Below are 11939 nucleotides of genomic sequence, written 5' to 3' on the forward strand. Positions count from 1 at the left end.
GCCGGCGCCGGCGCTCTACGATGCACCGATGGACGGCGACGCGAGTTCCCCCGCGGTGGACCGACGCGAGACCGACGCGGTGACGGTCGTGGACCACCCGCTGGCGCACGCGCGGCTCACCACGCTGCGCGATCGACGCACCGACAACGCGGCCTTCCGCGGGGCACTCGCCGACCTGACACAGATGCTCGTCTACGAGGCCCTCGCGGACGCTGCGGAGAGCACGGTCGAGATCGAGACGCCGGTGACGCCGACGACCGGGTCGCGTCTCGCCACCCCGCCACTGCTGGTGCCGGTGTTGCGGGCCGGGCTGGGGATGGTCGAGCAGGCCCACGCGATGATCCCGGAGGCGAACGTCGGGTTCGTCGGCATCGCCCGCGACGAGACCACCCACGAACCGGTGCCGTACCTCGAGTCGCTGCCCGCCGACCTCTCCCGCACGCCGGTGTTCGTGCTCGACCCGATGCTCGCGACCGGCGGATCGATGGTCCACACCATCGGGCTGCTCGCCGGGCGGGGAGCGGTCGACGTGACGGCGGTGTGCGTCGTCGCCGCCCCGGAGGGCATCGCCGCGCTCGCCGACTGCCCCACCCCGGTTCGACTCGTGACCGCGGCCGTCGACGACGGGTTGAACGACGACGCCTACATCGTCCCCGGACTCGGCGACGCCGGCGATCGACAGTTCGGCCCCCGGTGAGCGGCGACGGGCCCGACCCCGGGCCCGATGTCGTCCCGCGAGTGATGGGGGCGGGACGGTTCGGTGTCCGGTCGGCGGCGCTCGTCCGTTCCGGCGAGGCCGTGCTCACCTGCGGTCACCGCTCGCTGTCGCACGAGTTCCTCCCGGGCGGTCGGGTCCGGGTCGCCGAGACCGCGTTCGACGCCTGCGAGCGGGAGCTGATGACGGAGATCGGGGTCCCGCTCCCGGTCGGCCCGCTGCTGCTGATGGTGGAGAACTCGTTCCCGCGGGCCGGTCGACGGATCCGCGAGATCCTGTTCTGCTTCGACGTCGACGGCGCCGACCTCGATCTCGACGACGCCCGGGGGTGGGAGACCGACCACACGTTCCGGTGGCGTACCCGTGACGAGCTGTCGGAGGGGCGGTTCGAGCCGCATCCGCTGGTGCCGATGCTGTTCGAGACCTCCACTGCGGTCCGCAGCGTCGTGTTCGACGACGGCGAGCTCGTCAGTTCGTAGTCGCGGCGCGGGTGGTCGCACTCCACCGGCCACGGACGCGGTCGAGGTGGACGGGGTGGTCGAAGCACGCGCTCACCGTCTCCGACGTCAGCGCGGTGTCCACGGGCCCCTGCGCGACCGCACGTCCGTCGGCGAGCAACAGTGCGTGCGACGTGCTCGTCGGGAGGTCCTCGAGGTGGTGGGTCACCATGATGCTCGCGAGATCGGGTACCTGCGTGCGCAGTTCGTCGATCCCGATGAGCAGCTGCTCGCGCGCCGCGAGGTCGAGGCCGGTCGCCGGTTCGTCCAACAGCACGAGCGACGGCGCACCGATCAGGGCGCGGGCGACGAGTGTCCGGCCGCGTTCACCCTGACTCATCGTCGTCCACGACAGGTCCCGTCGCGACGCCATGCCCAGGATGTCGAGCAGTTCGTCGGCGCGATCGTGCTCGGCGCGTGTGTACGTGCGTCTGCGGTCGAGCTCGGGGGTGTTCGTCAGACCCGTGAGCACGACGTCGTGTGCGGGGGTGGGGAGGTCGAGACGGTGTCGGGGGTCGACGTGGCCGATGTGTGTGCGCAGTTCGCGCATGTCGACCCGGCCGAGCCGTGCGCCGAGGACGTCCACCGTCCCGCGGGTGGGATGACCGAACGCGCCCAGGATGTGCAGGAGTGTCGACTTGCCCGCACCGTTGGGTCCCAGCAACGCCCAGTGTTCACCCGCGTGGACGCGAAGGCCGATGTCGGACAGGAGATGTCGCCCACCGCGCACGACGTCGACGCCCGTGGTCTCGACGACGGGCTCCTTCTCATCGACGGTCATCGACACCTCCGGTCACGAGTTCTGTCGCGGTCGTGCGCAGCAGGGCCAGGCGGTCCTGTGCGCGTCGGCGTGCGTCGTCGCGAGCATCTGCCGGGACGGGCGGGAGAGCGATCTCCAGGTACGCCTTCACTTTCGGCTCGGTGCCCGACGGCCGGACGACGATGCGCAGCCGGGCGGTCTCGTCCTCGGCGGTGACGGCGACGGCGTCGGTGCGCAGCCCGTCGGTGCGGGTGGCGTGGTCGTCGACGACGGCGGGCACACCGAGCAGGGCGGCGGGCGGGGAGGTCCGCAGCCGCGTCATCGCCTCGGTGATGTCGGTCAGGTCGTCGGTGCGGTGCGAGACCTGACCCGTGAGGTGGACGCCGTGGCGGTCGGTGAGGTCGTCGAGAGCGGCCCCGAGTGCCTGACGAGCGGGGATCCCGGTCCGTCTGCGGGAGTCGACGAGGTCGACGAGCGCGACGGCGGTGGCGATCCCGTCCTTGTCGCGGACGCCGTCGGGGTCGACGCAGTGTCCGATGGCCTCCTCGTAGGCGTACAGCAGCCCCTCGCCCGCCCGGACCAGCCACTTGAAACCGGTGAGCGTGCGAGCGAACCGGGCGCCGTGCGCCGCGCAGACGCGGTCCACGAGAGATCCCGACACGATCGTCGACGCGACGAGAGGGTCTGCCTTCGAGGTGGTCCGAAGGAGGTGGTCGGCCAGCAGGGCGCCGGTCTCGTCGCCGGTCAGCATCCGCCACACCCCGTCGATCTCCGCCCCGACCGCGCAGCGATCGGCGTCGGGGTCGAGGGCGATCGCGAGGTCGGCGCCGGTCGTGCGCGCGAGGTCGAGCACCCGGTCGGCTGCTCCCGGTTCCTCCGGGTTGGGGAACGCGACGGTGGGGAAGTCGGGGTCGGGCGCGAACTGCTCGTCGACGACGGCGATGTCGCCCACCCCTGCGGCGCCCAGAGCCGCGAGGGCGACGGTCCCGCCAACCCCGTGCAACGCGGTGAGCGCGACACGCACCGGGCGTGGTCCGGCGCCGAACCGTGTGGCGAGCCGTGCGAGGTACGCATCGACGGCCTCGTCGGCGCGCGGGTCGTCGCCGTGCGGGTCCTCGGCGTCGGCCGTCGTCGAGATCGCCTCGGCGGCAGGGTGTGTGGCCACGGTGGCCATCAGGTTCTCGATCTCGGTGTCGGCCGGGGGGACGAGCTGGGCACCGCGGGTGAGGTCGTCGCCGTCGAGGTAGACCTTGTACCCGTTGTCGACGGGTGGGTTGTGCGAGGCGGTGACCATGATCCCCGCCGCGGCGTGCAGCGCCCGGGTGGTGTGGGCCAGGACGGGTGTGGGCACGGCGCCCGGAAGCGCGACGACGTCGAATCCCCGCTGCCGCAGGACCGCCGTGGCCTCGGCGGCGAACTCCGCCGAGCCGTGTCGGGCGTCGCGTCCGACCACCACGGTCTCGGTGGCCGACCGGTGACCCCGCAGCCACGTCGCCAGTGCCTCGGTGGCTCGCCGCACGACGAGTCGGTTCATCCCGGCGGGGCCCGCCCGCACCGGCCCACGGAGACCCGCCGTGCCGAACCGCACCGGTGCGGCGAATCGTTCGGCGAGCGAGTCGTCGTCGAGAGCGATGAGTTCCGCACGGGTGGCGGGGTCCGGGTCGGCGGCGAGCCACGCGTACACCGCGTCGGTGAGCGACGGGTCGTCGCTCACAGTGCGCCGATCACGCGGCCCAGCAGTCCGCCCAGCGCCGCGGCCGACGACTGACCGGCCGCGAGGACCTCGACGTGGTCGAGGGGGGCGCCGGTGATGCCGGCCGCCAGGTTCGTCACGAGCGAGATGCCGAGGACGTCGAGACCGGCCGCCCGCGCGGCGATGGTCTCGTGCACGGTCGACATGCCCACGAGGTCGGCTCCCAGGGTGGCGAGCATCCGGATCTCGGCGGGCGTCTCGTAGTGCGGGCCGGGGAGTCCGGCGTAGACACCGTCGACCAGTGACGGGTCGATGCGGCGTGCCACCTCCCGCAGCCGCGGGGAGTACGCGTCGACCATGTCGACGAACTGTGCTCCCCGCAGCGGCGAGCGCGCGGTGAGGTTCAGGTGGTCGGAGATGAGGACGGGCTGACCCACCGACATGCCGTCGCGGATGCCGCCGGCGGCGTTGGTCAGCACGACGGTGTGTGCACCGGCGGCGGCCGCAGTGCGGACGCCGTGCACGACACGCTCGAGGGGGTGGCCCTCGTAGGCATGCGTGCGGCCCAGCAGCACGAGCACGCGGCGACCGTCGACGTCGACCGAGTGGATCGTCCCCGCATGGCCGGCGGCCCGCGGTGCCGTGAAGCCCGGGACCTCCGCCATGGACACCGAGGCGCGCGTCACCCCGATGCCGTCCGCGGCCGGGGACCACCCGGAGCCCAGCACCACCGCGACGTCGTGCGCGGGGGAGGAGAGTCGCTCCGCGAGGACCGCGGCCGCCTGCGCTGCGGCTCCGTCGGGATCGCTCACGGGATCGGCCGGGGGCACGGGGGTGCTCATGGGTCGAGCGTAGAACCGGGCACGACGGCGGGCTCGGCGCCGGGTCCACCCCACCGAGCCCGCCGAACACGGTGGGGGACGGCGCCGGGCCTAGCGATATGGTCGTGCGATGCCGTACCTGACCCGCTCCGGAGACCTGTGGGAGCTGTACCTCGGGACCGAGGGGCACGAGCTCGACCCCGACAACCCGGAGAACCGCTTCTCGACGGCCTGGCTCGCCGGCATGGAGGCCGCGCTCGAGCAGGTCGAGGACGCCGCGCAGGGAGCCCTGGTCATCACGGCGACCGGCAAGTTCTTCAGCAACGGCCTCGAGATCGCCGAGGTGAGCGATCCGTCGACGCTCGACACCTACATCGACAGGGTGCACGCCGTCTACGCCCGAGTGCTGACGTTGCCGGTCGCGACCGTCGCCGCGGTCAACGGCCACGCCTTCGGTGCGGGCGCGATGCTGGCGGTGTGTGCTGATCACCGCATCATGCGCACCGAACGGGGTTTCTGGTCGCTGCCCGAGGTGGCCCTGGGCATGCCGTTCCCGGTCGGGATGGCATCCCTGCTGGCGCAACGCCTCCCGGAGAGCACCCGCACCGAGGCGATGACGACGGCGCGTCGATACGGCGGCGCCGATGCCGCCGCATCGGGCGTCGTGGAGGAGGCGGTCGCCGTCGACGACCTGCTGACGCGCGCACGCGAGGTCGCGCAGTCACGCGTCGCGGTGGCGGGGGCGAACCTGGCCGGGATCAAGAGGACCATGCGCCGCGGCCTCCTCGCCGACCTGGCGCCGACCGCAGCTCGATGACGAACACCCCGCCCGGGCCGGATCCCGCCCGCGCGGAGGCGGTCTCGCGCTGGCTGGCCGCACACCGCGAGACCATGATCGGGTGGCGACGGGACCTGCACGCCCACCCCGAGCTGTCGCGGCAGGAACACCGCACCACCGACATCGTCATGACGCACCTGCGGTCGCTGGGGTTGACCCCCCAGCGGCTCCCGCTGGGCACCGGTGTGGTCTGCGACCTCGGACCGTCGGAACCCCGGGTCGCGCTGCGTGCCGACATGGACGCGTTGCCGATCGCCGAACGCACCGGTCTGCCGTTCTCCTCCACGGTCGACGGTGTCTCGCACTCCTGTGGCCACGACGCGCACACCGCCGTCCTGATGGGTGTCGCCGCGATCCTCGCCGAGGTGGGCGACCTGCCGGTCGGGGTGCGGCTGCTGTTCCAGGCGGCCGAGGAGGTCATGCCGGGCGGCGCGCTCGACGCGATCGACGCCGGTGTGACACAGGGCATCTCGCGGATCTTCGCGCTGCACTGCGACCCCAAGCTCGCCGTCGGTCACGTCGGTCTGCGTGAGGGTGCGATCACCTCCGCGGCCGACCACATCGAGGTGGTCCTGCACTCGCCCGGCGGTCACACGTCCCGCCCGCACCTGACCGGCGACCTCGTCCACGCGATGGGGACCGTCATCACCGGGCTGCCCGCCGTGTTGTCACGGCGTGTCGACCCGCGCACGGGGACCGTCATGGTGTGGGGTGCCGCGCACGCCGGGAACGCGCCCAACGCGATCCCGCAGGAGGGTCGGCTGCGCGGAACCGTCCGCACCGGTGACCACGCGACGTGGGCGTTGTTGGAGCCGCTCGTCGTCGACGCCGTCGAGGGTCTGCTGCGTCCGTTGGGCGTCGCACACGAACTGCACTATCGACGCGGTGTGCCGCCGGTCGTCAACGACACGGTCGCGACGGAGATGATCCGCCGCAGTGCCGAGGCCATCGCGCCCGGGACCGTGGCTGACACACCGCAGTCGGGCGGCGGCGAGGACTTCTCCTGGTACCTCGAGCACGTGCCCGGCGCGATGGCGCGCCTGGGCGTGTGGAACGGGCAGGGCGATCCGGTCGACCTGCACCAACCGAACTTCGATCTCGACGAGCGTGCCCTCGACGTCGGTGTCGCGACGATGGCCGGGATCGTCCTGCAGCACTGATCCGTCCCGCCTGTGGCCGGTCGCGCCGGACACGGATCCGTCGACGCGGTCGGGAGCCGTCCGACGGGACGACTCAGAGGTCGGGGTCGGCGGCGCCGGGCCCGGGCCCCACGTTGCGTGCGTCGCGGACCCGCAGCGCGTGGACGTACTCGGCAGGTGCACCGGCGATCTCGGCGGCCTCGGCCATCACCCCGAGATAGCGCGCGGACGGCAGGCCCCCCTCGAACGCGTCGAGGACGTAGAGCCACGCGAGGACCGGGCCGTCGTCGGTGTCGACGCGGGCGCGGATCTTGCGGTGGATGCCGAGCTCCGACCCCTCCCACGAGTCGAGGGAGGACTCGTCCTCCTCGGTCACGTCGTAGAGGACCACGAACACCTTGGCGTGCGGATCGGAGCGGTCCTCGGTGACGGTGGCGAGCGCGCCCTCCCAGCCGATGTCGCCGCCGCCGAACGTCAGGCGCCACCCGGTCAGCCACCCCGTCCCCGACATCGGGGAATGCGGCGCCCTCTCCGACATCTGGTCGGGGTGCATGTTCGACCCGTAGGCGGCGTAGATCGGCACGGCGAAAGCCTAGAGGGTCGACGCCGTGCGGGGAACGGGGCGGTCGGCGTCGGGTGTCCCGATCGTCTAGTTTTGACAGCGGCCGACCGTTGCGAGGGCGGGGCCGACCGGCGAGGAGTGTGACGACAGGTGACGGTGAGGGACGCGTGACGAGGATCGTGATCATCGGCGGCGGACCCGCCGGATACGAGGCAGCACTGGCCGGGGCCGCCTACGGCGCCGACGTGACCGTCGTCGACGCCGACGGGGTCGGCGGTGCGTGCGTCCTCTGGGACTGCGTCCCGTCGAAGACCTTCATCGCCTCGACGGGCATCCGTACCGAGGTCCGCCGTGCCGTCGACCTGGGGATCAACCTCTCCCACGACGCCGCGCTGGTCTCCCTGCCGCAGATCCACCAACGTGTCCGTGACCTCGCGTTCGCCCAATCCGCCGACATCCGGTCGAGGCTGGTCAGCGAGGGCGTGACGATCGTCGCCGGGCGTGGCCGACTCGCCGACGCCGAACCGGGGCTGTCGACGCACAGCGTCATCGTGACCCCGACCGACGCGCACGGACAGCCCATCCCCGACGCGCCCGAGGACACGCTGACCGCCGACGTGGTGCTCATCGCCACCGGCGCCTCACCGCGCGTGTTGCCCTCGGCGCAGCCCGACGGGGAGCGCATCCTCACCTGGCGTCAGCTCTACGACCTGGACGACCTGCCCGAGCACCTGGTGGTCGTCGGCTCGGGTGTGACGGGTGCGGAGTTCGTGCACGCCTACACCGAGCTCGGTGTGAAGGTCACCCTCGTCTCCAGCCGTGATCGCGTGCTGCCGGGTGAGGACGAGGACGCGGCGTTGGTGCTCGAGGAGGTGCTGGCCGAGCGTGGCGTCGAGCTCGTCAAGCACGCCCGTGCCGACAAGGTCACCCGTGTCGGTGACGGTATCGAGGTGCACCTGTCCGACGGGCGGGTCGTCTCCGGCTCCCATGCGTTGATGACGGTCGGGTCGGTCCCGAACACCGGACACCTCGGCCTGGACAAGGTCGGCATCGAGCTGTCGCCGGGTGGGTACATCGCCGTCGACCGTGTCTCCCGCACCTCGGCCCCCGGCGTGTACGCGGCCGGTGACTGCACCGGCCTGCTCCCGCTGGCGTCGGTCGCGGCGATGCAGGGACGGATCGCGATGTACCACTCCCTCGGTGAGGGTGTGGCCCCGATCAAGCTCAAGACGGTGGCGTCGGCCATCTTCACGCGCCCGGAGATCGCGACCGTCGGTGTCAGCCAACAGGCCATCGACGACGGCGAGTACCCGGCACGCACCGTGATGCTGCCGCTCTCGACCAATCCGCGCGCCAAGATGAGCGGTCTGCGACGCGGTTTCGTGAAGATCTTCTGCCGTCCCGCCACCGGCGTCGTCATCGGTGGGGTGGTGGTGGCGCCGAACGCCTCCGAACTCATCCTGCCGATCGCGCTCGCCGTGCAGAACAAGCTGCCCGTCAACGATCTCGCGCAGACCTTCTCGGTCTACCCGTCGCTCACCGGCTCGGTCACCGAGGCCGCGCGTCAGCTGATCCGCCACGACGACCTCGACTGATCGCGACAGCCCGCCCCAGTCGTGACGCCGCGACCCGCAGGTGGTCCGGGTCGAGGGTGGCGTAGCTGACGCGCAGGCAGTCCCCGAGATCGCGCTCGACCGCGAACGCCGGGCCGGGCACGAACGCGACGCCCTCGGCGGCCGCGACGGCCAGGCATCCCGTCGCGTCCAGGCCGGGCACCCGCACCCAGCAGAACATCCCGCCGTCGGGCCGTGAGATCCGCGCATCGTCGGGCAGCTCCGCCCACAGGGCGGACACGAGGGCCTCGGCCCGCTCGGCGTAGGCGCGACGGATGGTGTCGAGGTGCTGATCGAGCCACGCGCTGTCGTCGAGGAGGGCCGCGGTCACCGACTGGGTGAGTGTCGACCCGCACAGATCGGCCGACTGACGGAGGCGTTCGACGGTGTCGATCACCGCGGCGGGCGCCAGCATCCACCCCACCCGCAATGCCGGCGCCAGGATCTTCGACGCCGAGCCGAGCGAGATCACGCGGTCCCCGTGCCGCCGGATCGGTCCGGGGTCGACACCGCGGAACCGCAACCGGCCGTAGGGATCGTCGTCGACGACCCAGAACCCGTAGGTGTCGGCGAGCTGCGCGAGGTGACGCCTACGGCCCTCGTCGGCACTGACACCGCCGGGATTGTGGAACGTCGCCACCGTGTGGACGAGCCGCGGGCGCAGACCGTCCCGGCACCACCGCTCGAGGAGGTCGGTGTCGATGCCGTTCGATGTCAGCGGCAGGCCGCGGATGTCGGCGCGCACGGCCTCGAACGCCTGTCGGGCCCCGACGTAGACGGGGTCGTCGACGACGACGACGTCCCCGGGGTCCACCAGCGCCGTCGCCAGCAGCGAGAGCGCCTGCTGCGATCCGTGGGTGACCAACACGTCACCGACGTCGACACCCTCGTACCGGGCGATCGCGCGACGACATGCGGCGGTTCCCGCGCTGACCGTGTACTGCAGCGATCCGGGATCGGTGAGCACCTCGGAGGTCGCAGCGGCGATGCGAGCGCGCGGGATGAGGTCGGTGGCGGGCAGACCGCCCGCGAGACCGAGGATGTCGGGCCGTTCGGTGACGGCGAGCAGATCACGGATGGCCGAGCTGCGGACGGAGCGTGCCGCGGACGAGCCGACGGTCTCGGATGACAGCGGAGCGGGCGGCAGGGGTGCGGGCGAGATGGGGGACATGAGGGCTCCCGAGGATCGGTGAGGTGATGCTGGTGGTCACCGAGGGACGACGGGGGTCACCCGTGACGTCGACAATAGCGCGTGATCCCACGGTACGAAATTCGAATCCCATAAAGTGGGAAATCTTACGGGGTGCGGGTGGACGGCGGGGCTCCCGCGTTCACCGTGCCGGCCGGCTACCCGCGGGTAACATCGGTGCGGGACACCCCGGTTCCCCCTGTCTCGTGCCCCCCAGTCTCGTGTCCCGCTGTCTCGTGTGAGGAAGTCCAGCGCTCATGACCGACCTTCCGTCCACCGCATCCGACCACGGCGATCGCCCCGCCGATCTGAGCCCGGCCCGTCGTGACGAGGCCTGGCAGCGGCTCACCGACGAGAAGTTCGACGTCGTGGTGGTCGGCGCAGGTGTGGTGGGCGCGGGCGCAGCACTCGACGCCGCGACCCGGGGTCTGCGGGTGGCCCTCGTCGAGGCGCGTGACATCGCCTCGGGCACGTCGAGCCGGTCGTCGAAGATGTTCCACGGCGGGCTGCGCTACCTCGAGCAACTGGAGTTCGGTCTGGTCCGTGAGGCCCTGCACGAACGTGAACTCTCGCTGCGGACCCTGGCGCCTCATCTGGTGAAGCCGCTGCCCTTCCTGTACCCGCTCACACACCGGATCTGGGAGCGCCCGTACGTCGCCGCCGGGCTGTTCCTGTACGACACGCTCGGGGGAGCCCGGAGCCTGCCGGGGCAGCACCACGTGAGCCGGTCGGGGGCGCTGCGGGCGGCCCCGGCGCTGAAGCGATCCGCGCTCACCGGCGGCATCCGCTACCACGACACCGTCGTCGACGACGCCCGCCACAGTCTCACCGTGGCCCGCACCGCGGCCCAGTACGGCGCGGTGGTCCGACTCTCGACGCAGGTGGTCTCGTTCCTCCGCGAGGCGGACCGGGTCAGCGGCGTACGGGTCCGCGACACCGAGACCGGCGCCGAGACGGAGATCCGGTCGCACTGTGTCATCAACGCCGCCGGCGTGTGGACCGACGAGGTGCAGGCGTTGTCGAAGGAACGCGGACGTTTCCGTGTGCGGGCGTCGAAGGGCGTGCACATCGTGGTGCCGCGGGACCGCATCGTCAGCGAGACCGCGATCATCCTCCGCACGCCGACGTCGGTGCTGTTCGTGATCCCGTGGGAGACGCATTGGATCATCGGCACCACCGACACCGACTGGAACCTCGATCTCGCGCATCCCGCCGCGACCCGCGCCGACATCGACTACATCCTCGACCGCGTCAACGACGTGCTCGTGACGCCGCTCACCCACGACGACATCGAGGGCGTCTACGCCGGGCTGCGGCCCCTGCTCGCGGGGGAGAACGACGAGACGTCGAAGCTGTCGCGGGAACACGCCGTCGCATCGCCGTCGCCGGGTCTGGTGTCGATCGCCGGTGGCAAGTACACGACGTATCGGGTGATGGCGGCCGACGCCGTCGACGCGTGCACCGACTTCATCCCGACCCGCGTGGCCGACTCGGTCACCGAGCGGGTGCCATTGATCGGTGCCGACGGCTACTTCGCGCTGGTCAACCAGTGCGATCACCTCGGGCAGCGTTACGGGCTGCACCCGTACCGGATCCGCCGGTTGCTCAACCGGTACGGCTCGCTGATCGACGAGGTGCTCGCCGTCGCCGGCGACGACCCGGGACTGCTGGAGCCGCTGGCCGCGGCGCCGCAGTACCTGCGCGTCGAGATCGACTACGCCGCACGGTGTGAGGGTGCGCTGCACCTGGAGGACCTGCTGGCCCGGCGTACCCGGATCTCCATCGAGTACGCGCACCGAGGCGTCGACTGCGCCCGCGAGGTCGCCGAGATCGTCGCACCGGTCCTCGGGTGGTCCGCGGCCGAGATCGACACGGAGGTCGAGACCTACCGCAGTCGCGTCGAGGCCGAGATCGAGTCGCAGCGCCAGCCCGACGACGCCTCCGCCGACGCCCTGCGCGCGGCCGCCCCCGAGTCCCGCGGCCAGATCCTGGAACCGGTGCCCGTACCGGAGTGACCACAGTCGCTCGGTGTCCCGCGTGTGCCCGGCGCACACGCTCCACTTCTGGTGCGGGCGCTCCACCGACAGGGCGCATTCACGCAGACGCTCCACG

General features: G+C 71.9%; 11 protein-coding genes. 6 read left to right on the forward strand and 5 right to left on the reverse strand.

Annotation, left to right across the window (positions count from 1 at the left end; genetic code table 11):
* The first annotated feature begins 28 nt into the window (after nucleotides 1-28).
* A complete protein-coding gene (gene upp, locus ACXVUM_RS15230; protein WP_458522890.1) occupies nucleotides 29-697 on the forward strand; it encodes a uracil phosphoribosyltransferase in 669 nt (222 codons plus the stop codon).
* Nucleotides 694-1194 (forward strand): NUDIX domain-containing protein, encoded by a 501-nt coding sequence (locus tag ACXVUM_RS15235; RefSeq protein ID WP_458522615.1) that lies wholly within the window; start codon nucleotides 694-696, stop codon nucleotides 1192-1194. The genes upp and ACXVUM_RS15235 overlap by 4 nt, the downstream gene beginning before the upstream one ends.
* Here ACXVUM_RS15235 and ACXVUM_RS15240 read toward each other — a convergent pair.
* From ACXVUM_RS15240 to ACXVUM_RS15250, 3 genes are read right to left on the reverse strand one after another with little or no spacing between them, the layout of a single operon-like run.
* Entirely contained in the window at nucleotides 1184-1993 is an 810-nt protein-coding gene (locus ACXVUM_RS15240) for an ABC transporter ATP-binding protein (protein WP_458522616.1), read from the reverse strand. The genes ACXVUM_RS15235 and ACXVUM_RS15240 overlap by 11 nt on opposite strands.
* Nucleotides 1980-3686, reverse strand: a complete 1707-nt coding sequence (locus ACXVUM_RS15245) for a phospho-sugar mutase (protein WP_458522617.1) — start codon at nucleotides 3684-3686, stop codon at nucleotides 1980-1982. Before ACXVUM_RS15245 ends, ACXVUM_RS15240 begins: the two co-directional genes overlap by 14 nt.
* A complete protein-coding gene (locus ACXVUM_RS15250) occupies nucleotides 3683-4507 on the reverse strand; it encodes a purine-nucleoside phosphorylase (protein WP_458522618.1) in 825 nt (274 codons plus the stop codon). The genes ACXVUM_RS15245 and ACXVUM_RS15250 overlap by 4 nt, the downstream gene beginning before the upstream one ends.
* Nucleotides 4508-4616: 109 nt before the next feature.
* On the opposite strand from ACXVUM_RS15250, the gene ACXVUM_RS15255 reads away from it, so the two are divergent.
* Nucleotides 4617-5303, forward strand: coding sequence for an enoyl-CoA hydratase/isomerase family protein (locus tag ACXVUM_RS15255; RefSeq protein WP_458522619.1), 687 nt, complete (start codon nucleotides 4617-4619; stop codon nucleotides 5301-5303).
* 74 nt (nucleotides 5304-5377) lie between these two features.
* Nucleotides 5378-6484: an amidohydrolase gene (locus ACXVUM_RS15260; RefSeq protein WP_458522891.1), complete on the forward strand. Its 1107-nt coding sequence runs from the start codon at nucleotides 5378-5380 to the stop codon at nucleotides 6482-6484.
* A gap of 73 nt (nucleotides 6485-6557) precedes the next feature.
* On the opposite strand, the gene ACXVUM_RS15265 is transcribed toward ACXVUM_RS15260, so the two are convergent.
* The gene (locus ACXVUM_RS15265) at nucleotides 6558-7046 is read right to left on the reverse strand and encodes a gamma-glutamylcyclotransferase (RefSeq protein ID WP_458522620.1); all 489 of its coding nucleotides are present in this window, start codon (nucleotides 7044-7046) and stop codon (nucleotides 6558-6560) included.
* Between the two features lie 146 nt (nucleotides 7047-7192).
* Between ACXVUM_RS15265 and ACXVUM_RS15270 the strand changes: the two genes are divergently transcribed.
* Nucleotides 7193-8620 carry an NAD(P)H-quinone dehydrogenase gene (locus ACXVUM_RS15270; protein WP_458522621.1) on the forward strand — a complete coding sequence of 476 codons (1428 nt, stop codon included), beginning with the start codon at nucleotides 7193-7195 and terminating at the stop codon, nucleotides 8618-8620.
* Here the strand turns inward: ACXVUM_RS15270 and ACXVUM_RS15275 are convergent.
* A complete protein-coding gene (locus ACXVUM_RS15275; protein WP_458522622.1) occupies nucleotides 8574-9809 on the reverse strand; it encodes an aminotransferase-like domain-containing protein in 1236 nt (411 codons plus the stop codon). The two genes, ACXVUM_RS15270 and ACXVUM_RS15275, sit on opposite strands and share 47 nt — an antisense overlap.
* A gap of 275 nt (nucleotides 9810-10084) precedes the next feature.
* On the opposite strand from ACXVUM_RS15275, the gene glpD reads away from it, so the two are divergent.
* Nucleotides 10085-11842, forward strand: coding sequence for a glycerol-3-phosphate dehydrogenase (gene glpD / locus ACXVUM_RS15280; RefSeq protein ID WP_458522623.1), 1758 nt, complete (start codon nucleotides 10085-10087; stop codon nucleotides 11840-11842).
* Nucleotides 11843-11939 lie beyond the last annotated feature (97 nt).

Source organism: Williamsia sp. SKLECPSW1 (assembly GCF_054332755.1).

Coding starts and splice junctions, on each gene's coding strand:
- upp (WP_458522890.1), top strand. CDS start 29: ATGGACGGCGACGCGAGTTCCCCCGCGGTGGACCGACGCGAGACCGAC.
- ACXVUM_RS15240 (WP_458522616.1), bottom strand. CDS start 1,993: ATGACCGTCGATGAGAAGGAGCCCGTCGTCGAGACCACGGGCGTCGAC.
- ACXVUM_RS15250 (WP_458522618.1), bottom strand. CDS start 4,507: ATGAGCACCCCCGTGCCCCCGGCCGATCCCGTGAGCGATCCCGACGGA.
- ACXVUM_RS15255 (WP_458522619.1), top strand. CDS start 4,617: ATGCCGTACCTGACCCGCTCCGGAGACCTGTGGGAGCTGTACCTCGGG.
- ACXVUM_RS15260 (WP_458522891.1), top strand. CDS start 5,378: ATGATCGGGTGGCGACGGGACCTGCACGCCCACCCCGAGCTGTCGCGG.
- ACXVUM_RS15275 (WP_458522622.1), bottom strand. CDS start 9,809: ATGTCCCCCATCTCGCCCGCACCCCTGCCGCCCGCTCCGCTGTCATCC.
- glpD (WP_458522623.1), top strand. CDS start 10,085: ATGACCGACCTTCCGTCCACCGCATCCGACCACGGCGATCGCCCCGCC.